The sequence below is a fragment of the Kitasatospora sp. NPDC096077 genome, from assembly GCF_040303245.1.
GTDB lineage: Bacteria > Actinomycetota > Actinomycetes > Streptomycetales > Streptomycetaceae > Kitasatospora.
In genome coordinates, this window is record NZ_JBEOSV010000011.1 from 1 (window position 1) to 21,582 (window position 21,582).

At 74.0% G+C, this 21,582-nt stretch carries 16 protein-coding genes and 1 pseudogene; 9 read left to right on the forward strand and 8 right to left on the reverse strand.

Going from position 1 to position 21,582, the window contains the following annotated elements; translation table 11 throughout:
* The first annotated feature begins 229 nt into the window (after positions 1 to 229).
* Positions 230 to 1,852 (forward strand): CocE/NonD family hydrolase, encoded by a 1,623-nt coding sequence (locus ABTZ03_RS13230; protein WP_350513019.1) that lies wholly within the window; start codon positions 230 to 232, stop codon positions 1,850 to 1,852.
* A gap of 132 nt (positions 1,853 to 1,984) precedes the next feature.
* On the opposite strand, the gene ABTZ03_RS13235 is transcribed toward ABTZ03_RS13230, so the two are convergent.
* Positions 1,985 to 3,361: a TolB family protein gene (locus tag ABTZ03_RS13235; protein ID WP_350513020.1), complete on the reverse strand. Its 1,377-nt coding sequence runs from the start codon at positions 3,359 to 3,361 to the stop codon at positions 1,985 to 1,987.
* Between the two features lie 283 nt (positions 3,362 to 3,644).
* Here ABTZ03_RS13235 and ABTZ03_RS13240 point away from each other — a divergent pair, with 283 nt between their 5' ends.
* The 3 genes from ABTZ03_RS13240 to ABTZ03_RS13250 are packed head-to-tail and all read left to right on the forward strand — an operon-like array spanning position 3,645 to position 6,566.
* On the forward strand, positions 3,645 to 4,556 hold the full coding sequence (locus tag ABTZ03_RS13240) for a LysR family transcriptional regulator (protein ID WP_350513021.1): 912 nt from the start codon (positions 3,645 to 3,647) through the stop codon (positions 4,554 to 4,556).
* A gap of 55 nt (positions 4,557 to 4,611) precedes the next feature.
* Positions 4,612 to 5,889, forward strand: a complete 1,278-nt coding sequence (locus ABTZ03_RS13245; protein WP_350513022.1) for a sensor histidine kinase — start codon at positions 4,612 to 4,614, stop codon at positions 5,887 to 5,889.
* On the forward strand, positions 5,877 to 6,566 hold the full coding sequence (locus tag ABTZ03_RS13250; protein WP_350513023.1) for a LuxR C-terminal-related transcriptional regulator: 690 nt from the start codon (positions 5,877 to 5,879) through the stop codon (positions 6,564 to 6,566). The genes ABTZ03_RS13245 and ABTZ03_RS13250 overlap by 13 nt, the downstream gene beginning before the upstream one ends.
* Here the strand turns inward: ABTZ03_RS13250 and ABTZ03_RS13255 are convergent.
* Positions 6,544 to 7,704 carry a glycosyltransferase family 4 protein gene (locus ABTZ03_RS13255; RefSeq protein ID WP_350513189.1) on the reverse strand — a complete coding sequence of 387 codons (1,161 nt, stop codon included), beginning with the start codon at positions 7,702 to 7,704 and terminating at the stop codon, positions 6,544 to 6,546. The genes ABTZ03_RS13250 and ABTZ03_RS13255 overlap by 23 nt on opposite strands.
* 195 nt (positions 7,705 to 7,899) lie before the next feature.
* Positions 7,900 to 8,619 (reverse strand): annotated as a pseudogene (locus ABTZ03_RS13260) (glycosyltransferase 87 family protein); the annotation flags it as partial.
* A gap of 604 nt (positions 8,620 to 9,223) precedes the next feature.
* Here ABTZ03_RS13260 and ABTZ03_RS13265 point away from each other — a divergent pair.
* The 3 genes from ABTZ03_RS13265 (at position 9,224) to ABTZ03_RS13275 (ending at position 12,877) form a co-directional block, all read left to right on the forward strand.
* Entirely contained in the window at positions 9,224 to 10,120 is an 897-nt protein-coding gene (locus ABTZ03_RS13265; RefSeq protein ID WP_350513190.1) for a Gfo/Idh/MocA family protein, read from the forward strand.
* A 293-nt stretch (positions 10,121 to 10,413) separates the two neighbouring features.
* Positions 10,414 to 12,291: a DUF8508 domain-containing protein gene (locus ABTZ03_RS13270; protein WP_350513024.1), complete on the forward strand. Its 1,878-nt coding sequence runs from the start codon at positions 10,414 to 10,416 to the stop codon at positions 12,289 to 12,291.
* A 76-nt stretch (positions 12,292 to 12,367) separates the two neighbouring features.
* A complete protein-coding gene (locus ABTZ03_RS13275; protein ID WP_350513025.1) occupies positions 12,368 to 12,877 on the forward strand; it encodes a GNAT family N-acetyltransferase in 510 nt (169 codons plus the stop codon).
* Between the two features lie 6 nt (positions 12,878 to 12,883).
* Here ABTZ03_RS13275 and ABTZ03_RS13280 read toward each other — a convergent pair whose 3' ends face one another.
* From ABTZ03_RS13280 to ABTZ03_RS13300, 5 genes are all read right to left on the reverse strand, one after another.
* Positions 12,884 to 15,247: an ATP-binding cassette domain-containing protein gene (locus ABTZ03_RS13280; protein WP_350513026.1), complete on the reverse strand. Its 2,364-nt coding sequence runs from the start codon at positions 15,245 to 15,247 to the stop codon at positions 12,884 to 12,886.
* Positions 15,248 to 15,365: 118 nt separating this feature from the next.
* On the reverse strand, positions 15,366 to 15,779 hold the full coding sequence (locus ABTZ03_RS13285) for a VOC family protein (RefSeq protein ID WP_350513027.1): 414 nt from the start codon (positions 15,777 to 15,779) through the stop codon (positions 15,366 to 15,368).
* A 192-nt stretch (positions 15,780 to 15,971) separates the two neighbouring features.
* Positions 15,972 to 16,715, reverse strand: coding sequence for a class I SAM-dependent methyltransferase (locus ABTZ03_RS13290; RefSeq protein ID WP_350513028.1), 744 nt, complete (start codon positions 16,713 to 16,715; stop codon positions 15,972 to 15,974).
* Positions 16,716 to 16,794: 79 nt separating this feature from the next.
* Positions 16,795 to 17,589, reverse strand: a complete 795-nt coding sequence (locus ABTZ03_RS13295) for a class I SAM-dependent methyltransferase (RefSeq protein ID WP_350513029.1) — start codon at positions 17,587 to 17,589, stop codon at positions 16,795 to 16,797.
* Positions 17,582 to 18,085: an N-acetyltransferase gene (locus tag ABTZ03_RS13300; protein WP_350513030.1), complete on the reverse strand. Its 504-nt coding sequence runs from the start codon at positions 18,083 to 18,085 to the stop codon at positions 17,582 to 17,584. Before ABTZ03_RS13300 ends, ABTZ03_RS13295 begins: the two co-directional genes overlap by 8 nt.
* A gap of 195 nt (positions 18,086 to 18,280) precedes the next feature.
* On the opposite strand from ABTZ03_RS13300, the gene ABTZ03_RS13305 reads away from it, so the two are divergent.
* Both ABTZ03_RS13305 and ABTZ03_RS13310 read left to right on the forward strand, forming a co-directional pair.
* Positions 18,281 to 19,987: an acyclic terpene utilization AtuA family protein gene (locus ABTZ03_RS13305; protein WP_350513031.1), complete on the forward strand. Its 1,707-nt coding sequence runs from the start codon at positions 18,281 to 18,283 to the stop codon at positions 19,985 to 19,987.
* The gene (locus tag ABTZ03_RS13310) at positions 19,984 to 21,582 is read left to right on the forward strand and encodes an acyl-CoA carboxylase subunit beta (RefSeq protein WP_350513032.1); all 1,599 of its coding nucleotides are present in this window, start codon (positions 19,984 to 19,986) and stop codon (positions 21,580 to 21,582) included. The genes ABTZ03_RS13305 and ABTZ03_RS13310 overlap by 4 nt, the downstream gene beginning before the upstream one ends.

The window sequence follows — 21,582 nt, forward strand, 5'->3', positions numbered from 1 at the left end:
CCCACCCCAATAAAAGCTAACCCCCCCAACACCCACTCACCCCCGAGTCCAGGCCTGCGACCGCCGGCTCGCACCGGCGTCCCACCCCCGTTCGCGGTTTCCGGCCCACGAGCTGCGGCGACCTCACGTTACCGGCCAGTAATTTGGCTGATCATCGTCTCCTCTGATGGGTTGTCAGCTCATAGGCTCGCTCATGATCACATCGGGTGAACTGAGGGAGCAGAGCGTGATGGCACGACCCCGTCGGACTGGCGGCCACCGGACGGCGAGCGCGGTGCTCGCCCTGGCGCTCGGGCTCGGCGTCGGGCTCGGGACCGGCGCGATGGCCCAGCCCGCCTTCGCGGCACCTGAGTTCGCCGCTTCGTCCGCCTCCTCCGCCGAGTCGCCCGCCGCCGCTTCGGTGCTCGGCGGCTTCCGGCTGGCCGACATCACCGCCGCGGACGGCGTGGTCCTCAAGGCCGACGTGTTCACCCCGCCCGCCGGGACCCCGGGCGCGGACGCCCGGGGCCGCTACCCGGTGGTGGTGCAGCCCGCCAGCTGGGGGCAGAACGACCTGGAGTACGTCGCCCAGGGCCACAAGTTCGCCGCCGCCGGGTACGTCGTGGTGACGTACACCGTCCGCGGGTTCTGGGGCTCGGGCGGGGAGGTGGACGTCGCCGGGCCCAAGGACGTCGCCGACATCTCGACGGTGATCGACTGGGCGCTCGCCCACACCGCGGCGGACCCGGACCGGGTCGGCATGATCGGGCTGTCGCTCGGCGGCGGCCTCACCCTGCTCGGCGCCGCCTTCGACCCGCGGATCAAGGCCGTCGCCTCGCTCAGCGGCTGGGCCGACCTGACCGACGCGCTGTACAGCGGGCAGACCCGGCACACCTCCGCCGCCACCCGGCTGGCCACCATCGAGGGCCTGACCGGCCGCAAGAGCCCGGAGTTCGCGACCGCCCTGGACGACCTGTTCGGCGACCATGACCTGCCCGAGGTGGTGAAGTGGGCGGACGTCCGCTCGCCGGCCACCTACCTGGACCGGATCAACGCCAACGGCGCCGCGGTCTACCTCGCCAACGGCTGGAGCGACAGCTTCTTCAACCCCGGCCAGATGACCGACTTCTACCAGCGGCTGACCGTCCCCAAGCGCCTCGAACTGCGCCCGGGCGACCACGCCAGCCAGGAGTTCACCGGCCTGCTCGGCTTCTCCAACGCGACCTGGGACAACGCCCGCGGCTGGCTCGACCGCTACCTCAAGGGTGCGCCCGGCGCGAACGACCTGCCGCAGGGCGTCGACCTGGAGGTCCGCCCGGGCAGCGGCCACGAGGCGTACCCGGACTGGCGCTCGGTCGGCTCCCGCACCGAGCGGGTGACGTTCGGCGACACCGCGACCGTCCGCGGCGACGAGCCCTCCGGCGCCAGCGGCGGCACCGTGCTGCTCTCCGGCCTGGTCGACCAGTGGCTGCACCAGCCGCCGACCGTCCTGGTGCCGCTGCTCGACCGCTCCGCCGCCGCCGTCCGGCAGTCGGAGCCGTACCGGCAGGGCCTCGCGGTGCGCGGGGCCGCCCGGGTGCACACCACCGTCACCGCCTCCGCGTCGCAGGGCACGGCGATCGCCTACCTCTACGACGTGGACGCCCTCGGCGTGGGCCGGCTGATCGCGCACGCCCCGCAGAGCTGGAGCGGCCGGTCGGCCGGGCAGCCCTTCCCGCTGGACGTCACGCTGTTCCCGACCGCCTACGACCTCCCGGCCGGGCACCGGCTGGCGCTGGTGCTCGGCACCCACGACGGGCTGTACGGCGGCGAGACCCCGAAGGGCGCCACGGTGACCTTCGGCCCGGCGGAACTGTCCCTGCCGGTCCGCTGACGGACCCGGCCCCACCCGGTGGCAGGAGAGCCGGGTGGGGCCAAGCCGCCCGGGTGGGACCAAGTCGGCCGGGTCAACAGCTGAGGTGGAGCCGGTCGGAATATACGTCAGCTGTCGTAAGCGGCGGTCGGATCAGAGCCGGCGCAGGAACACGTCCAGCTGGGTGTTGGTGTCGCCCGGCACCAGGTTGGCGTCCTCGGCGGTGAAGACGACGGTGTCGCCGGTGGCGTCGACGTACGGGCTGTCGGAGCCGCCGGTGCTCTGCGAGCCGTCCAGGGCGGCGGTGACCCGCTCGATCCGGCCGGTCCGCAGCTCGCGGCGGAAGACGTCGCTCTGCCCGTTGGTGTCGCCGGGCACCAGGTCGGCGGCGCCGGAGTCGAAGTAGACCCAGCGGCCGTCGTCGGTCATGGCCGGGTCGTAGGCGCCCTCGGTGGTCGTGGTGCCGGGCAGCGGGGTGTTGACCAGGGTGGTCCGGCCGGTCGCCAGCTCGCGGACGTAGAGGTCCATCCGGATGCCGTGGGTGCCGGGCCGCCCGACGCCGTAGACCGGCAGGGCGTAGAGGGCGAAGCGGCCGTCGGGGCTGATCCGGGCGTCGTTGCCGCTGCCGGTCAGTGCGCCGGTGGCGTCCAGGCTGGCGCCGGTGGTCTTCCCGGTGGCGGCCTTCCAGACGTAGTACGGGTAGAACCGCGGGCCGGCCAGCGCGGCGGCGGCCTCCGGAGCCGCAGCGGGGGCGGGCGCGGCCGGGAGGAGGTTGCCCGCCCGGGAGATGAAGCCGACCGTGCCGCCGTCCGCGCTGATGGTCGGGCGGAAGGAGTTGTTGTCGGCGCCCTGGCCGTCCGCGCCGACGGTGACCAGCCGGGTGGTGCCGGTCCAGCGGTCGGTGACGAACACGTTCTGCTTGCCGCGGTGCACCCCGGCGGCCAGGTCGGTGCGGTCGGAGGCGAAGGCGACGTAGCGGCCGTCCCGGCTGAGGGTGGGGGAGTCGGCGCCGCGGATGGTCTCGTCGTCGGTGGTGGCGAGGCGGCCGGCGGAGATCAGCTCGGTGCGGCCGGTCCAGCGGTCCCGGACGTAGACGTCACTCCGGTGCCGGGCCTGGCCGGGCAGCACATCGGTGGCGGCGGTGCTGAACGCGACGTAGCGGCCGTCGCCGCTGATCGAGGCGTCCGAGGTGGCGGCGTTCAGCCGGGAGCCGTCGTCGGCCACACTGGCCCGCTCGACGTGCCCGTTGCGCAGGTCCCGGACGTAGACGTCACCGCCGTTCGCGGCGCCGTCGGGCAGCAGGTTCGTCGCGGTCGAGGAGAACAGCGCGGAGCGGCCGTCGGCGCTCAGCCCGAGCGCGTACGAGGGGCCGTCGAGCTGCTCGCCCTTCGGCCCCTCGCTGACCCGGGCGGTGTCGCCCTTGGGCGGCCGGGCCTCGGCCGAGGCCGGCAGCACGGCACCGACCGCGAGGGCGGCCACCAGGACGCAGCCGGTACGGGCCAGTCGGCGGCGGGAACGAGCGGTGATCATGGACAGCCTCCCCTGATGACGGTGCCGGGCCCGGGGATCCCCGCCGGCCCGGCTCGGCCACGAGCCAAGCGCCGACCGAGCGGGACGGTCAACGGGCCGAAGCGATCTCGTCCCGAAATACGCCACGGGTGGTACTGCGCCCCTCCGGCCCCGGAACCGCCCCCGGAACCGCCCCCGGAGCCGGGCCCGGAGCCGACCCGGGAACCGGCCCGGAACCGCCCCCGGAACCAGCCCCGGAACCGGCCCCGGACGGCCCGCTCCGCCACGCTGGCAGAATTGGGCTGTGATCGACGCACGACGGCTGCGGACCCTCCGGGCCGTGGCGGACCACCGCACCGTGACCGCCGCGGCGGCCGCGCTCTACCTGACCCCCTCCGCGGTCTCCCAGCAGCTCGCCGCCCTGGAGCAGGAGACCGGCCACCACCTGCTGGCCCGGGAGGGGCGGGGAGTGCGGCTGACCGCCGCCGGGGAGATCCTGCTCGGCCACGCCGACGCGGTGCTCGCCCAGCTGGAGCGCGCCGAGGCCGACCTCGCCGCCTACAGCGCGGGCGTCGCGGGCGAGGTCACCGTCGCCTCCTTCGCCACCGGCATCTCGCACGTGCTCGCCCCGGCGATCGGGCTGCTCGCCGAGCGGGCGACCGGGGTACGGCTCAAGGTGCTGGACGCCGAGGGCGACGCCAGCCTGCCGATGCTGCTGGACGGCCGGGCCGACCTCGCGGTGGCCGTCGAGTACCGGGGCGCCCCGCGCGGCGACGACGCCCGGCTCACCCGGGTCCCGCTGTACGCCGAGCCGTTCGAGGCGGTGCTGCCGCTGACCCACCCGCTGGCCGCCGAGGCCGGACCGCTCGCGGTGGCCGCGCTGGCGGACCAGCCGTGGATCGGCCCGTACCCGGGCAACCCGTGCCACGACGTGGTCCTGCTGGCCTGCGAGCACGCCGGCTTCCAGCCGCGGCTGCTGCACTCCTCGGACGACTTCCGCGCCGTCGTCGCGCTGGCCTCGGCCGGCGCCGGGGTCGCCTTGGTCCCGCGCTCCGCGCTGCGCGGGGTGGACCTGGCCCGGGTCGCGGTCCGCCCGGTGGACAGCGACCTCGCCACCCGCCGGGTCTTCGCCGCCGTCCGGGCCGGCGCCGACGGCCACCCGCTGATCCGCCCCGTCCTGGACGCCCTCGCCGAGGCCGCCGCCGCCGGGGCCTGAGCGGGGGATAGGGTCGGCCGGGAGTTCGTACGCGTGCGGGGGAGGGGGCGACGCCATGGCGGTTGCCGTGTGGGCGGCCGTGCGACGGCGGCCGGTGGCCTTCCTGTGGTCGCGGTGGCCGCTGCGGGCCTGGGCGTTCCTGCTGACCGGCACCCTCCAGGGCGCCGTCTCGCTGCTGGTGCTGGCCGTGCTGGTGGTCCTCGGGGTCGTGCTGTCCGTGGTCGGCGTCGGGCTGCTGGTGCTGGCCGGGGTGGCCGTGCTCGGGGTGCCGCTGGGCGCGCTGGAGCGGCGCCGGCTGCTGCTGGTCGAGCCCGTCCCGCTGCCCGACCCGCACGGCTCGCTGCCCGGCGCGGGCGCCGCGGCCTGGCTGCGGACCCGGCTGAGGGAGCGGGCGACCTGGCGCGAGCTGGCCCATCTGCTGCTGCACAGCGTGCTGTTCACGGCGAGCGGTCTCGGCTTCGTCGCGCTGCTCGGGCTGTCGCTGATGCTGCTGGTGACGCCGCTGATCGTGTGGGCGATCAGCCCGGACACCGTGATGCTGATCCCCGGCCACCCGATCTCGGAGCCGCTGGCGGCCCTGCCGGGCAGCGCGGCGGGGGCGGTCGGGCTGGTGCTCTCCGCCTACGCCGGGTGCCTGCTGGCCGGAGCCGAGGTGTGGACGGCGCGGTGGCTGCTGGCGATCCGGGACGAGGACCTCGGCGGCCGGGTGGTCGAACTCACCCGCTCCCGGGCCCGGTTGGTGGACGCCTTCGAGGCCGAACGGCGCCGGATCGAACGCGATCTGCACGACGGCGCCCAGCAGCAGCTGGTCGCCCTGAGCATGACCCTGGGGCTCGCCGAACTGGAGCTGCGCGGGCAGCACCCGGCGGCGGCCGAGCTGGTCACCCGGGCCCGCGGCGAGGCCAAGCAGGCCCTGGCGCAGCTGCGCACCCTGGTGCGCGGGATCCATCCCCAGGTGCTGACCGACCACGGGCTGCCCGCAGCGGTCGCCGAGGTGGCGCTGCGCCATCCCGTCCCGGTGACCGTCGACATCGACCTGCCGCACCGGCTGCCCGGCCCGGTGGAGACGGCCGCCTACTTCACCGTCACCGAGGCGCTCACCAACGCCGCCAAGCACAGCGGCGCGGACCGGATCGAGGTGGTGGCCCACCTCGACCGCGGCACACTCGTGCTGCTCGTCACCGACAACGGCCGCGGCGGGGCCGATCCCGCCGCCGGCGCCGGCCTCCAGGGGCTGGCCGACCGGGTGGCCATCCTGAAAGGACGACTGATCGTGACCAGCCCGGTCGGAGGACCGACCCGACTGCGCGTGGAGGTCCCGTGCTCCGGATAGTGCTCGCCGAGGACGCCGTCCTGCTCCGGGCCGGCCTGGTGGAGCTGCTCGGGCGGGTCGGCCACCAGGTGGTCGCCGCGGTCGGCGAGGCCGGGGAACTGGCCCGCGCCGTCGACGCCGAGCGGCCCGACATCGTCATCACCGACGTCCGGATGCCGCCGGACTTCCGCGACGAGGGGCTCCGGGCCGCCGTCGAACTGCGGTCCAGGCACCGGGGGTTGCCGGTCCTGGTGCTCTCCCAGTACGTGGCGACGGCGTACGCGACCCAGCTGTTCAGCGACGAGGCGTCCACCGACGGCGGCCTCGGGTACCTGCTCAAGGACCGGGTCGGCGAGGTCGCCGACTTCCTGGACGCGCTGGAGCGGGTGGCGTCCGGGCAGACCGTGCTGGACCCGGAGGTGGTGCGGGTGCTGCTCCGGCAGCGCACCGCCGACGAGCCGTTGAAGCGCCTGACGCCGCGCGAACGGGAGGTGCTGGGGCTGATGGCCGAGGGGCTCAACAACCAGTCGATCGCCCAGCGGCTGACCGTCACCGAGGCCTCGGTGGTCAAGCACTCCAGCAACATCTTCATGAAGCTGGACCTCGACCCGGTCGAGGGCAACCGGCGGGTGCTGGCGGTGCTGGCCCACCTGCGCGGCCGGGGGAGCGGCGAGGTCAGTCCACCGACGGGACGGTGACGGCCCGCAGGTCCGCCCCGGGGCAGAGCAGCCGGTTGAGCCGCTGCGCCGAGGCGTCCCAGGACCACTGCTCGGACACCCACTCCCGGCCGCGCCGCCCGAACTCCCGGGCCCGGTCGGCGTCCAGCAGGGCCGCCGACACGGCCGCGGCGACGGCCGGTACGGACCGGCCGTCCACCACGCTGCCGGTCCGGCCGTCCAGCACGGTGTCCGGGGCGCCGCCGGAGTCGCCCGCCACCACGGGCAGTTCGCCGGCCGCGGCCTCCAGGAAGACGATGCCCAGGCCCTCCGCCTCCAGGCCGGCCCTCCTGGTCCGGCACGGCATGGCGAAGACGTCCGCCGCCGCGTAGAACCAGGGCGTCGAGGCGTGGTCCTGGCCGCCCGCGAACACCACGCCGCCCGGGGCGAGTTGGCCGGCCAGTCGGCGCAGCCGGGGCTCGTCGGGGCCGTGCCCGACGATCAGCAGGACGGCGTCCGGGACCTCTCGGCGGATCAGCGGCAGTGCCCGGATCAGGGTGTCCTGGCCCTTGCGCGGGACCAGCCGGGACACGCAGAGCACCACCTTGGCGTCGCCCAGCCTGTACCGCTCGCGGATCACCCGGCGGTGCGCCGACGAGGGCCGGAACGCCTCGGCGTCCACGCCCGGGACGAGCCGTGCCAGCCGGGCCCGGGGGCCCAGCGCCGGGGCGATCCGGCGCCGGGTGTACTCGCCGAGGTAGGTGACCACGTCGACGTGGTCGCCGATCCGGCGCAGCAGTCGTCGGGCGATCGGGGCGCGGGCCCACCAGATCTCGTGGCCGTGGGTGGTGGCGACCATCCGCTCGATGCCGCCCCGGCGCAGCGCGGGCGCCATCGCGGCCAGCGGGGCGGCGGCGCCGAACCAGACCCGGTCGCAGCCGTGGGCGCGGGCGATCTCCAGCGTCCGACGGGTGACCCGGGGGGTGGGCAGCAGGGTGCGGCTGCGGTCCCGGACCACCGGGAAGGGCAGGGTGGCGGCCCAACCGGTGTCCGCGGGCTCGGCGGAGGTGTAGACCACCACGTCGTCGTCCGGGACGCGCACCGCCATGGCGTGCACGAAGGTCTCGATGCCGCCCTGCCGGGGCGGGAAGTCGTTGGTGACGATCAGGGTGGTGCCCATGGGAGTCGATGCCTCGGTTCCGGGGTGGAGTGGGGTCGGGTGGAGTGGGGCGGGTCGGACGGTGACACGCGTGGCGGGTGCGGCCGCCTGCGCGGGCAGCGGCAGCCCGCGGACGGGCTCCGGCACGAGGCGGGCCCAGACCGCCAGCACCGCGGGCAGGGCGAGGTAGCCGAACCGCCCGGCCGGGGCCAGCAGGAAGGCGGTGGCCAGCCCGAGGGCCAGCCGGTCGGCGGCGGCGACCAGGTCGCGGGGCGGCCGGCGCAGCAGCGAGCCGGCGACGGCCAGGCCGCCGAGCAGCAGCAGCGCGACCGCCGCGGACCAGCCGGCCGGCCCGAGGTCGGCGAGCAGCCGGCCCGGCAGCGGGCTGGCGGCCTCGGTGCGCAGCTCGCCGTGGCCGAGCGGGAAGGCCAGCACCTGGTCGACCATCGGCCCGGGGGCGAGCAGCGCGGCGGGCAGCACCAGTGCGGCGGTGCCGAGGAACGCCACAGTGAGGCAGCGGGCCGCGGCCCGTCGCCCGGCGGTGGCGGCGAGCAGCGCGGCGGCGACGGCGACCGCGGGCCAGCAGGTCCACTTCATGGCGCAGGCGGCGGCCAGCACCAGCCCGGCCGCCGCCGGGCGCCGTACCGCGGCGAGCGCGAGGGCCAGGCAGAGCAGGCCGGTCAGCGGGAGGTCGACGCCGCTGACCGCGAGCGGCAGCGCCACCACCGGCGAGGCGAGCAGGGCGGCCAGTACCGTCCCCGGCGTCACCGTGCGCCACCGCGGTGCGGCGCCGGGTGCGGCGGCGCGCAGCAGCCGGTGGGCGGTCCACAGGGCGGCGAGGAACACGGCCGCGCACCAGAGCCGGGCGTCGCCCGCCGGTTGCGCCAGCGGCCCCTGGGTGCCGAGCAGCGCCCGGGGCAGCCCGAGCAGGGCCATCCCCGGCAGATAGGGCGTCACCTCGTCCACCGTGCGGGGGTCGTCGAGGTACGGGGAGACCTGGTGCAGCAGCAGCGAGCCGGAGCGCTCGATCACCCCGACCTCGCTCTGCGCCGCCCCGCTGTGCACCAGCAGGAGCAGCGGCAGCACCACCGCGCCGGCGAGCGCGACGGCGACCGAGCGGGCCCGGGCGTCCCGCCGCGACGGGAGCAGGACGGTGAGCGCCGCGCCGAGGTAGCCGAGTGCGGCGACGGTGCCCCAGGTCCGGTGCGGTCCGAGGGAGGAGTCGAGGGGGAAGACGGCGGCCCAGGCGGCGCAGGCGAGCCATCCGGCGCACCAGTACCACCTGCGCCCGACCGCTCCGGGAGCCGGGTGGGCCCGGTCGTTCGGAGGAGTGAGCACCCGTTCATTCCAGCCGCGCGCGGAGGTGACGTCATGACGGCCAGGTCGAGACCCGATGGTCGGGTTTCCCCTACCATCCGCGCACGTGGGGGCCCGTGATCGGGCCCGAGGCGGTGCGGGGGGACCGCGTAGGGTGGCGGGAAACGACGGCCGCACCCCTCAGGAGACCTCCATGCCCTCGACCGCTGTTCCCGCCGGTCCGCTGCCGGTCGGTGTGATCGGCCTCGGCGACATCGCACAGAAGGCGTACCTGCCGGTGGTGTCCGCCCTGCCGGGCCTTGACCTGCGGCTGATGACCCGGGACCGGGCCAAGCTGGACCGGCTGGGGGAGACCTACCGGGTCGACGCCGGGAGCCGGTTCACCGACCTGGACGAGCTGATCGACAGCGGCATCCGGGCCGCCTTCGTGCACGCCGCCACCGACCAGCACGTGCCGATCACCGAGCGGCTGCTCCGCGCCGGGGTCGACGTGTACGTGGACAAGCCGCTGGACTACACCGTGGACGGCGCCCGGAAGCTGGTCGACCTCGCCGACCGGACCGGCCGCTCGCTGATGGTCGGCTTCAACCGCCGCCACGCGCCCGGCTACGCCCAGGCGTTGGAGCGTCCGCGCGACCTGATCGTGCTGCAGAAGAACCGCGAGGGCCTCCCCGAGGCGGCCCGCACCCTGGTCTTCGACGACTTCGTGCACGTGGTGGACACCCTGCGGTTCCTGGTGCCCGGCGAGATCGACCACGTGGACGTCCGGGCCCGCAAGGACCGGGAGGGCCTGGTCGAGCACGTGGTGCTGACGCTCGGCGGGGAGGGGTTCACCGCGCTGGGCATCATGAACCGGCTCTCCGGCTCGACCGAGGAGGTGCTGGAGGTCTCCGGCGGCGACTCCAAGCGCGAGGTGCGCAACCTGGCCGAGGTGATCGACCACCGCGGCCAGCCCACCGTGCGCCGGCGCGGTGACTGGGTGTCGGTGGCCCGCCAGCGCGGCATCGAGCAGTGCGTGCTGGGCTTCCTGGACGCCGTGCGGGCCGGGAAGACCCTGGACGCCCACGACGCGCTGCGCACCCACGAGTTGTGCGAGCTGATCGTGGAGCGGATCGGCTGAGGCCGTCCGCGTACGCGGACGCGCATGCCTACGCGTACGGAACGGAACGGGTAAAGCCGGGCAAAGGCGGGGTCAAGCTGGGTGGGAGCTGCAAGGAGCCTGGGAGAAAACTGAATTGACGCCTTTGCGCGTCATCCGGCCGGAACCGACAGTTCATTGACGAGGTCTTGTCGGGGCATTTTCTACGCGCGTATCTTGAGGGCGCCGCGGGGGACGGAGGCCGTCCCCCGCCTTCTCCGCACCCTTCTTCTACGCGAGTAGCGTCCGCTGCCCGAGCCAGGAGCCATGCCCCGGTGACCACCGCCCCCGCACCCCGCCCCCGCAGAACCGCCCTGCTGCGCGCCGCGATCGCCCCGGCCGCCCTGGCCGTCTCGCTGGTGCTCGTCCCGCTGCCGGCCGCCGACGCCGCCGGCCCGGCCGCCGCCCCGCCCGCGCCGACCGAGGCCGGCCCGCTGCGGATCCACGACATCCAGGGCACCACCCGGATATCCCCGCAGGCCGGAAAGCCCGTCACCGGCGTGCCCGGCATCGTCACCGGCGTGCGCGCCTACGGCAGCGTCAAGGGCTTCTGGCTGCAGGACCCGAACCCGGACGCGAACCCCGCCACCAGCGAGGGCATCTTCGTCTACACCGGCGGAAACCCGACCGTGCAGGTCGGCGACTCGGTGCTGGTGAGCGGCAAGGTCAGCGAGTACTACCCGAACTACTCCGGCGGCTCGCAGTCCATCACCGAACTCACCGGCCCCGCCGTCACGGTGCTCTCGGCCGGCAACCCGCTGCCCGCCCCCGTGGTCGTCGACACCCGCAACATCCCCGGAACCTACGCCCCGCCGGCCGGGCCCGACGGCAGCATCGACGCCGGGCAGCTGAACCCGGAGAAGTACGCCCTGGACTTCTACGAGTCGCTGGAGGGCATGCTCGTCCAGGTCAAGGACGTCCGGGTGATCCAGGCGACCGACAAGTACAACGAGCTGTGGGTCGCCGCCGACCGGCAGGACCAGCGCAGCAAGCGCGGCGGCGTGCTGTACGAGTCCTACCGCGAGCCCAACGTCGGCCGCCTGATGGTGCAGCAGCAGGCGCCGGTCTCCCAGCAGCCGTTCCCGGTGGCCAACGTCGGCGACGAGCTGACCGGTACCACCACCGGCCCGCTGGACTACAACCAGTTCGGCGGCTACACCCTGGTCGCCGGCACCCTGGGCACCCTCAAGGACAACCACCTCCAGCGCGAGGTCACCGCGCAGGCCGGCGAGCGCGAACTCACCATCGCCACCTACAACGTGGAGAACCTGGCCGCCACCAACCCGGACGCCAAGTTCGCCGAGCTGGCCCAGGGCGTCGTCACCAATCTGCGCTCGCCCGACATCGTCGCCCTGGAGGAGATCCAGGACAACAACGGCGCCAAGAACGACGGCACGGTCGACGCGAGCCAGACCGTGGCCAAGTTCCTCGCCGCGATCAAGGCGGCCGGCGGCCCCGCCTACGACTGGCGCTCGGTCGACCCCCAGGACGGCAAGGACGGCGGCGAGCCCGGCGGCAACATCCGCCAGGTCTTCCTGTTCAACCCCCAGCGGGTCTCCTTCACCGACATCCCCGGCGGCGCCGCCACCAGCGCCGTCGGCGTCACCGGCACCGGCGCATCCACCGCGCTCACCGCCTCGCCCGGCCGGATCGAGCCGACCGACGAGGCGTGGACCAACAGCCGCAAGCCGCTGGTCGGCCAGTTCTCCTTCCGCGGCCGGAAGGTCTTCGTGATCGCCAACCACTTCAACAGCAAGGGCGGCGACCAGGGCATCGACAGCCGCTTCCAGGCCCCGACCCGTAGCTCCGAGGTGCAGCGGCTCAAGCAGGCCACCGTCGAGCAGGCCTTCGTCGCCAAGCTGCTGGCCGCCGACAAGGAGGCCAAGGTGGTCTCGCTCGGCGACTTCAACGACTACCAGTTCTCGCCCGCGCTGGCCGCCCTCACCAAGGACGGCGTGCTGCGCGACCTGGTCAACGAGCTGCCGGAGACCGAGCAGTACTCCTACGTCTACCAGGGCAACTCCCAGGTGCTGGACCACATCCTGGTCAGCCCCGAGGTCGGCTACGCCAAGTACGACGTGGTGCACATCAACGCCGAGTTCGCGAAGCAGGCCAGCGACCACGACCCGCAGGTGGTCCGGATCAAGCCGTAGCATCCGTTCCGGTTATCCTGCCTCCGCCGTCGGTGGTCACCGGCGGCGGAGGCATTCGCACCCGACGGGGGACGGCGTGGAGTACCGGATCGAGCGGATCGGGCGGGACGACTGGCAGCGGTTGCGCACCATCCGGCTGGCCCAACTCCTCGACACCCCCATGGCGTTCGGCGAGACCCTCGACTACGCCCGGCTGCAGGGCGAGGGCAACTGGCGGGCCCGCACCGAGTGGCTGAACGAGCCCGGCCGGATCGGCCTGGTCGCGGTGGACCCGGTGACCGACGAGTGGGTCGCCACCATGCTCGCCGTCCCCAGCCGCAAGGAGGCCACCGTCGACCTGATCGGCGTCTGGGTCGACCCGGCGCACCGCGGCCGCGGGCACGGCGTCGCCGACGCCCTGCTGGACGCGGTGATCGCCTGGGCCCGGGACGGCGGCGCCGGGTGGATGCTGCTCGGCGTGCACGAGGCCAACCACCGCGCCGCCGCCTTCTACCGGCGGCGCGGCTTCACCTACAACGGCGCCGAGACGCCGTACGTGCTGGACGAGCGGGCCCGGATCCTGGAGATGGTCCTGCCGCTGGGGTGATCGGGGTCAGCCGGCCGTGTACTCCGCCAGGTGCTCCCCGGTCAGCGTCGAGCGGGCCGCGACCAGCTCGGCCGGGGTGCCCTCGAAGACCACCCGCCCGCCGTCGTGCCCGGCGCCCGGGCCGAGGTCGATGATCCAGTCCGCGTGCGCCATGACCGCCAGGTGGTGCTCGATCACGATCACCGACTTCCCGGAGTCCACCAGCCGGTCCAGCAGGCCGAGCAGCTGCTCGACGTCCGCCAGGTGCAGCCCGGTGGTCGGCTCGTCCAGGACGTAGACCCCGCCCTTGTCCGCCATGTGGGTGGCCAGCTTCAGCCGCTGCCGCTCACCGCCGGACAGCGTGGTCAGCGGCTGGCCGAGGCTCAGGTAGCCGAGGCCGACGTCGGCCAGCCGCGCCAGGATCCGGTGCGCGGTCGGCAGCTTCGCCTCTCCGGCGCCGAAGAACGCCTCCGCCTCGGTCACCGACATCGCCAGCACCTCGCTGATGTCCCGGCCGCCCAGCCGGTACTCCAGCACCGAGGCGTCGTAGCGGCGGCCCTCGCAGTCCTCGCAGGTGGTGGCCACCCCGGCCATCATCGCCAGGTCGGTGTAGACCACGCCCGCGCCGTTGCAGGTCGGGCAGGCGCCCTCCGAGTTGGCGCTGAACAGGGCCGGCTTGACGTCGTTCGCCTTGGCGAAGGCCTTGCGGATCGGCTCCAGCAGCCCGGTGTAGGTGGCCGGGTTGCTGCGCCGGGAGCCCTTGATCGCGCCCTGGTCGACCGAGACCACGCCCTCCTCGGAAGGGATCGAGCCGTGGATCAGCGAGCTCTTCCCGGAGCCCGCCACCCCGGTGACCACGGTGAGCACCCCGAGCGGCACGTCCACGTCCACGTCCCGCAGGTTGTGGGTGTTGGCGCCGCGGATCGCCAGCGTGCCGGTGGGCTTGCGGACGGCTGTCCTCAGCGCCGCCCGGTCGGCCAGGTGCCGGCCGGTCACGGTGCCGCTCTTCCGCAGCCCGGCCACCCCGCCCTCGAAGCACACCGAGCCGCCCGCCGCCCCGGCCCCGGGGCCGAGGTCCACCACGTGGTCGGCGATCGCGATGGTCTGCGGCTTGTGCTCCACCACCAGCACCGTGTTGCCCTTGTCCCGCAGCCGCAGCAGCAGGTCGTTCATCCGGCTGATGTCGTGCGGGTGCAGCCCGGTGGTGGGCTCGTCGAAGACGTACGTGGTGTCGGTGAGCGAGGAGCCCAGGTGGCGGATCATCTTGACCCGCTGGGCCTCGCCGCCGGAGAGGGTGCCGGAGGGGCGGTCCAGGGAGAGGTAGCCGAGGCCGATCTCCACGAAGGAGTCCAGCGCCTGCTGCAGCGCGGAGAGCAGCGGTGCCACCGAGGGCTCCGCCAGCGCGCGGACCCAGTCGGCGAGGTCGCTGATCTGCATCGCGCAGGCGTCGGCGATGCTGATCCCGGCGATCCTGGAGGAGCGGGCGGCCTCGCTCAGCCGGGTGCCCTCGCAGTCCGGGCAGGCGGTGAAGGTGACGGCGCGCTCCACGAAGGCCCGGATGTGCGGCTGCAGCGCGTCCTTGTCCTTGGACAGCATGGACTTCTGGATCTTGGGGATCAGGCCCTCGTAGGTGAGGTTGACCCCGTTGACCTTGACCTTGGTCGGTTCCCGGTACAGGAAGTCCTGCAGTTCCTTCTTGGTGAACCTGCGGATCGGCTTGTCCGGGTCGAGGAAGCCCGAGTTGGCGTAGACGCCGACCGTCCACCAGCTGTCGACCTTCCAGCCGGGGATGGTGATCGCGCCCTCGGAGATCGACTTGCCGTCGTCGTACAGCTGGGTCAGGTCGATGTCGGAGACCCGGCCCCGGCCCTCGCAGCGCGGGCACATGCCGCCGGTGATGCTGAAGCTGCGCCGCTCCTTGACCGTGCGGCCGCCGCGCTCCACGGTCACCGCGCCGGCGCCGCTGATCGACGGAACGTTGAAGGAGAACGCCTTGGGGGAGCCGATGTGCGGGGTGCCGAGCCGGCTGAACAGGATCCGCAGCATCGCGTTGGCGTCGGTCGCGGTGCCGACGGTGGAGCGCGGGTCGGAGCCCATCCGCTGCTGGTCGACGATGATCGCGGTGGTCAGCCCCTCCAGCACGTCCACCTCGGGGCGGGCCAGCGAGGGCATGAAGCCCTGGACGAAGGCGCTGTAGGTCTCGTTGATCAGCCGCTGCGACTCGGCGGCGATGGTGTCGAAGACCAGTGAGCTCTTGCCGGAGCCGGACACCCCGGTGAACACCGTCAGCCGGCGCTTGGGGATGTCGACACTGACGTCCTTGAGGTTGTTCTCGCGGGCACCGTGCACGCGGATCAGGTCGTGGCTGTCGGCGACGTGCGGCTCGGCCATCGTTCTCTTCGCTCCTGGCGGTCGTGCTGCTGCTACGGACGGGTGGGCGGGCCCGCCCCGGCCGGTCGGGGTCGGGGCGGGCCCGGGAGGGCTCGGCCGGGGCCGGGCCCGGGCGGGGTCAGCGCACCTCGTTGAAGCGGACCATGGTGCCCGCCGGGTCGCGGAAGGCGCAGTCGCGGACGCCGTACGGCTGCTGGGTCGGCTCCTGGACGAGCTCGGCGCCGCCGGACTTCAGCCGGTCGAAGACCCCGTCCAGGTCGGCGGTGGCGAGCACCACGCGGGCGTACGTCCCCTTGGCCATCATCTCGGTGATGGTACGCCGCTCGTCCTCGGTGATGCCCGGGTCCGCGAACGGCGGCTCCAGTACCAGGGAGACGCTCGGCTGGCCGACCGGACCGACGGTGATCCAGCGCATCGGGCCGCCGCCGACGTCCTGGCGGACCTCGAAGCCCAGCAGGTCGCGGTAGAAGGCGAGGCTGGCCTCGGGGTCGGTGTGCGGGAGGAAGGTCCAGTGAATGCTGATGTCGTTCATGACTGCCACGCTAGGCGCGGGGCCCGGGCGGGCGCTTCTCGAAAACTGATCGCCTTCCCGGGCCGGGGAAACCGGCCGGAGAACCCGCTGGGAAACCCGCCGGACGGCCGGACGGCCCGACCCCGTGCGGACCGGTGTCCGGGGGCCGGGCCGTCGGGCTCCGGGGTGCTGCCGCTCGGACGCGGCGGCCGCTCAGGCGCGGCAGCGCAGCATCTCCAGCGGCGGGTGGGCGAGCAGGTCCGCCCAGAAGTCCTCGCCGTACTCGCGCAGGCCCTCCTCGGAGATCCCGAGCGGCACCCACTCCAGCCCGGAGAACCCGGCCGCGCCCAGCGCCTCCTCGTAGACCTCGCGGCGCGGGACGGTGCCGAGGATGCTGATCGGCTGCGGGTCGAGCAGCGCGGTGACCCGCACCCGCGGGCCGGTCTCGACGTGGTCACCGGTGGGCTCGCAGCGGAACCCGTACCGCTCCAGGGACGCGCAGTCGAAGGCGTAGTCCGGCTTCTGGGCGAAGACGAAGAACTCCCCGCCCGGCACCAGACCGCGGTGGACGTTGCGACACATCCGGTCCAGCGAGGCGCGGTCCTCCGCGTAGTTGAGGCACTGCACCGCCAGCGCCACGTCGAACCTCCGCTCCAGCTCCCGTAGGTCGGCCACGTCGCCGACCTCGTAGCGGACCCCCAGCGGCTCCCGCCGCTCGAACGACTTCGCGGCGGCGATCATCTCGGTGGAGATGTCGACCCCGAGCACCTCCGTCGCGCCGCGCCGCCGGACCTCGCGGCTGTAGAAGCCCGTCCCGCACGCCAGGTCGAGGACGGCCTTGCCGCGCACGTCCCCGACCATGGCCAGGAAGCTCGGCACCTCCCCGAACCGCGTCAGCGGCAGGGCCTTGAAACCCTCGAACGCCTCGCCGATCCCGTCGTACTGCTGCACGCCCATCGCGCCGTCCTTCCGTTCCGCGGTCGTTCCGGAAGTCTCGCGCAGCCCGACGGGCCGTCGTACTGGCGGAAGTGACGAATCAACGGCGCCGGGCGAGGTGCGCGGTGATGTCGGCGTCCAGTTCCACCCGCGCGGGCAGCACGGCCAGAATCCGCCGGAACACCTCCTCCCGGGTCTCGGCCGACAGCATCAAGTAGGCGGATACGGTGGAGAGATGGCCGACGTACTCGGCCGCGCCGATCGTCAACCGCCGGGCGATCACGGCCTGTCGGACATCGGTGAAGAGCGCGGAGCGCAGCAGTTCGGTGCCCGGCCACCGCATCGCCCGCTCCGGAGGCGTGCCGTCCGGGGAGGGGACGTCGTCGCTCGCCAGGAACGGCGCCCGGGCCGCCCGGACGGCCTCCGCCACCGCCGGATCGGCCAGCTCCACCGGCCCGCCGAAGGAGGCGAACACCCCGCCGGGCGCCAGCAGTTCGGCGATCCGGGGCCACCGCCCGCGCGGGCTGGTCCAGTGCAGCGAGGCCGCCGCGTACACCAGGTCGTACGGTCCGTCCGCCGGTAGCTCCTCGAACGCCGCCCGAACCGCGCGGGCCCCCGCCGGGGCGTGCCGACGCAGCTCGGCGAGCATCGCGCCGTCGGGCTCGGTCGCGGTGACGGCGACGCCCTGCCCGGCGAACATCCGGGTCGCCTTGCCCGTCCCGGCGCCGATCTCCAGCGCGGTCCGCGGCGGGCGGCCCGCGTACTCGGCGACCAGGTCGAAGAGCGCGGTCGGATAGCCGGGCCGGTACCGCTCGTAGGCCTGGGCCACCGTGCCGAAACTCAGCGCGCGCTCCGGCGGCTCGGACGGCTCGGACGGCTCGGGTCGCTCAGGCATCCGGGGCCGCCGGCAGCGCCAGCCAGTCCTGCCAGCTGATCCCGCGCCCGAGGAAGCGCGGTCGCTCGAAGGGCCAGTCGCTCTCGATCCACTTCGGCACCAGGGCGTCGAAGGCCTGCTCCACCTCGCTGCCGACCAGCCCGTCGACCACCCACCAGGAGACCTCGCCGTCCGCCCCCACCCGCTCCGGCGGGTCGATGTACACGCACCCGTGCACCGCCGTCTCCGCCGCGTCCAGCAGCGCGTAGTTGAACGACTGGTGCGCGGCGATCTCCCGCTCGTGCCGGGCCAGGTCGATCCGGTTGGCCTCGGCCGTGATCGTCTCCGCCGGCCACCCCCAGGCCGGCCCGAAGATCCCGAACAGCCGCTCCCGCGAGCCCATCACGGCCGGATAGTCCATCGGCGCGTCGGCCTCCCGGATCGGCCGCAGGTGGTACGCCCCGTCGAGCAGCGGCACGTGGACGGGATGGACGAAGTCAGCAGGAAGCCAGGTCATGCCGCCGAGGCTAGCCGCGACCCGGCCGTGAACGCACCGAATATTGCGCGGAGCCGAACCGGGGACCTCTGACACCGCTGACACCGCTGACCGAAAAACAAGCAGGCATGATTGCTTTTTTCTTCGGCCGGTGCCACGCTGCTGCCCGGCGGCGCTCGTGCGAAGTGCCGTCAACCCAGCGGCAGGGGAGGCGCTTTGACGCGCACGAGCTCGGTACTGCGGATCGGCAATGCCTCGGGGTTCTACGGGGACCGCTTCGCGGCGGTGCGGGAGATGCTCACGGGCGGGCCGCTGGACGTGCTCACCGGGGACTACCTGGCCGAGCTGACCATGCTGATCCTGGCCCGGGACCGGCTGAAGGACCCGTCGCTGGGCTATGCCCGGACCTTCCTGCGGCAGATGGAGGAGTGCCTCGGGCTGGCCCGCGACCGCGGCGTGAAGATCGTGGTGAACGCGGGCGGTCTCCATCCGGCCCGACTCGCCGAGCGGCTGGGGGAGTTGGCCCAGCGGCTGGGCGTGCCGACCGCCGTGGCCCGGGTCGAGGGCGACGACCTGCTGCCGCGCCGGGACGAACTCGGGCTGCCCGAGGGCCTGTTGGCCGCCAACGCCTATCTCGGCGGCTTCGGCATCGCCGCCTGTCTGGCCGGGGGTGCCGACGTGGTGGTCACCGGCCGGGTCACGGACGCCGCACTGGTGGCCGGGCCCGCGATCGCCCACTTCGGCTGGACCGCCGCCGATCTCGACCCGCTCGCCGGGGCGGTGGTGGCCGGGCACGTGCTGGAGTGCGGGGCGCAGGCCACCGGCGGCAACTACGCCTTCTTCGGCGAGCACGACGTGGACCGTCCGGGCTTCCCGCTGGCCGAGCTGCACGCCGACGGCTCCAGCGTGATCACCAAGCACCCGGGCACCGGCGGCGCCGTCACCGTCGGCACCGTCACCGCCCAACTCCTCTACGAGACCGGCGGACCGCACTACCTCGGCCCCGACGTCACGGCCCGGCTGGACACCGTCCGGCTCACCGAGGAGGGCCCGGACCGGGTGCGGATCGACGGGGTGCGCGGCGAGGGCCCGCCGCCGACCCTCAAGGTCGGGCTGAACCGCCTCGGCGGCCACCGCAACGAGGTGGTCTTCGTGCTCACCGGCCTGGACGTCGAGGCCAAGGCCGCCCTGGTGCGGCGCCAGTTCGCCGCCGCCCTGCCGCCCGAGTCCCGGCCCGCCGAGCTGCGCTGGACGCTGGCCCGCACCGACCACCCGGACGCCGCCACCGAGGAGGCCGCCTCGGCCCTGCTCCGGCTGACCGCCCGGGACCGGGATCCGGCCAAGGTCGGCCGTGAACTCGGCAAGGCGGCCGTGGAGTTGGGCCTCGCCGGGTACCCGGGCTTCCACCTCACCGCCCCGCCCGGTCCGGGCGCCCCGTACGGGGTGTTCACCGCCGCCCACGTCGACGCCGGGCTGGTCGAGCACACCGCCGTCCTGCCGGACGGCCGCCGGGTTCCCGTCCCGCCGGCCCCGGTGACCTCCGAACCCGGGGCCGTCGAGCCCGAGTCGCCCGCGCCCCTGCCGCCCGGCCCGACCCGCCGGGCCCCGCTCGGCCTGCTGCTCGGCGCCCGCAGCGGCGACAAGGGCGGTGACGCCAACCTGGGCGTCTGGGCCCGCAGCGAGGACGCCTGGCGCTGGCTCGCGCACACCCTCACCGTCGACCGGCTGCGCGAACTGCTTCCCGAAACCGCCGAGTTGCCCGTCACCCGGCATCTGCTGCCCAACCTCAGGGCGGTCAACTTCACCCTCACCGGCCTGCTCGGCGAGGGCGTCGCCGCCCAGCACCGCTTCGACCCGCAGGCCAAGGCGCTGGGCGAGTGGCTGCGCTCGCGCCACCTCGACATCCCGGAGGTACTGCTATGACCGCCCTGCCCACCCGGGTCGACCCGGCCGGCGCCGAGTACGCGGAGCACCGCGCCGCGATGATCACCAAGCTGGTGGAGCTGGACGCCGAGCACGCCAAGGCGCTGGCCGGCGGCGGCCCCAAGTACGTGGAGCGGCACCGCAAGCGCGGCAAGCTGCTGGCCCGGGAGCGGATCGAGCTGCTGGTCGACCCGGACTCGCCGTTCCTGGAGCTGTCCCCGCTGGCCGCCTGGGGCAGCGACCACCCGGTGGGTGCCGCGCTGGTCACCGGCATCGGGGTGGTCGAGGGCGTGGAGTGCGTGATCACCGCCAACGACCCGACGGTGCGCGGCGGTGCCAGCAACCCGTGGACGCTGCGCAAGGCGCTGCGGGCCAACGAGATCGCGCTGCACAACCGGCTGCCGGTGGTGAACCTGGTGGAGTCCGGCGGGGCCGACCTGCCCAGCCAGAAGGAGATCTTCATCCCCGGCGGCGCCCTGTTCCGGGACCTCACCCGGCTGTCCGCCGCCGGGATCCCGACCGTCGCCGTGGTGTTCGGCAACTCCACGGCGGGCGGCGCCTACGTGCCGGGGATGTCCGACCACACCGTGCTGGTCAAGGAGCGGGCCAAGGTGTTCCTCGGCGGCCCGCCGCTGGTGAAGATGGCCACCGGCGAGGAGGCCGACGACGAGTCGCTGGGCGGCGCCGAGATGCACGCCCGCAGCTCCGGTCTGGCCGACCACTTCGCGGTGGACGAGCCGGACGCGCTGCGGATCGCCCGCCGGATCGTCGCCCGGCTGGACCACCGCAAGCCCGGCCCGGACCCGGACCGCTTCGCCGAGCCGCCGAAGTACGACGAGGAGGAGCTGCTCGGCATCGTCCCCGGCGACCTCAAGGTGCCCTTCGACCCGCGCGAGGTGATCGCCCGGATCGTCGACGGCTCCGACTTCGACGAGTTCAAGCCGCTCTACGGCGCCAGCCTGGCCACCGGCTGGGCCCGGCTGCACGGCTACCCGGTCGGCATCCTGGCCAACGCCCAGGGCGTGCTGTTCAGCCAGGAGTCCCAGAAGGCGGCGCAGTTCATCCAGCTGGCCAACCAGCGGAACATCCCGCTGCTGTTCCTGCACAACACCACCGGCTACATGGTCGGCCGGGACTACGAGCAGGGCGGCATCATCAAGCACGGCGCGATGATGATCAACGCCGTCTCCAACTCCACCGTCCCGCACCTGTCCGTCCTGCTGGGCGCCTCCTACGGGGCCGGCCACTACGGGATGTGCGGCCGGGCCTACGAGCCGCGCTTCCTGTTCTCCTGGCCGAGCGCCAAGTCCGCGGTGATGGGCCCCCAGCAGCTCGCCGGGGTGCTCTCCATCGTCGCCCGCCAGTCGGCCGCGGCGAAGGGGCAGCCGTACGACGAGGACGCGGACGCGGCGATCCGGGCGATGGTCGAGCAGCAGATCGAGGCGGAGTCGCTGCCGGTCTTCCTGTCCGGGCGGCTCTACGACGACGGCGTGATCGACCCGCGCGACACCCGTACGGTGCTCGGCCTCTGCCTGTCCGCGATCCACAACGCGCCGGTCGAGGGCGCGCGTGGCTACGGCGTCTTCCGGATGTAG

Excerpts from the sequence above, each read along its gene's own strand:
- ABTZ03_RS13290 (WP_350513028.1), bottom strand. The coding sequence starts at position 16,715 with ATGGGCGTGCAGCAGTACGACGGGATCGGCGAGGCGTTCGAGGGTTTC.
- ABTZ03_RS13255 (WP_350513189.1), bottom strand. The coding sequence starts at position 7,704 with ATGGGCACCACCCTGATCGTCACCAACGACTTCCCGCCCCGGCAGGGC.
- ABTZ03_RS13310 (WP_350513032.1), top strand. The coding sequence starts at position 19,984 with ATGACCGCCCTGCCCACCCGGGTCGACCCGGCCGGCGCCGAGTACGCG.
- ABTZ03_RS13280 (WP_350513026.1), bottom strand. The coding sequence starts at position 15,247 with ATGGCCGAGCCGCACGTCGCCGACAGCCACGACCTGATCCGCGTGCAC.
- ABTZ03_RS13230 (WP_350513019.1), top strand. The coding sequence starts at position 230 with ATGGCACGACCCCGTCGGACTGGCGGCCACCGGACGGCGAGCGCGGTG.
- ABTZ03_RS13235 (WP_350513020.1), bottom strand. The coding sequence starts at position 3,361 with ATGATCACCGCTCGTTCCCGCCGCCGACTGGCCCGTACCGGCTGCGTC.
- ABTZ03_RS13285 (WP_350513027.1), bottom strand. The coding sequence starts at position 15,779 with ATGAACGACATCAGCATTCACTGGACCTTCCTCCCGCACACCGACCCC.
- ABTZ03_RS13295 (WP_350513029.1), bottom strand. The coding sequence starts at position 17,589 with ATGCCTGAGCGACCCGAGCCGTCCGAGCCGTCCGAGCCGCCGGAGCGC.
- ABTZ03_RS13245 (WP_350513022.1), top strand. The coding sequence starts at position 4,612 with ATGGCGGTTGCCGTGTGGGCGGCCGTGCGACGGCGGCCGGTGGCCTTC.
- ABTZ03_RS13300 (WP_350513030.1), bottom strand. The coding sequence starts at position 18,085 with ATGACCTGGCTTCCTGCTGACTTCGTCCATCCCGTCCACGTGCCGCTG.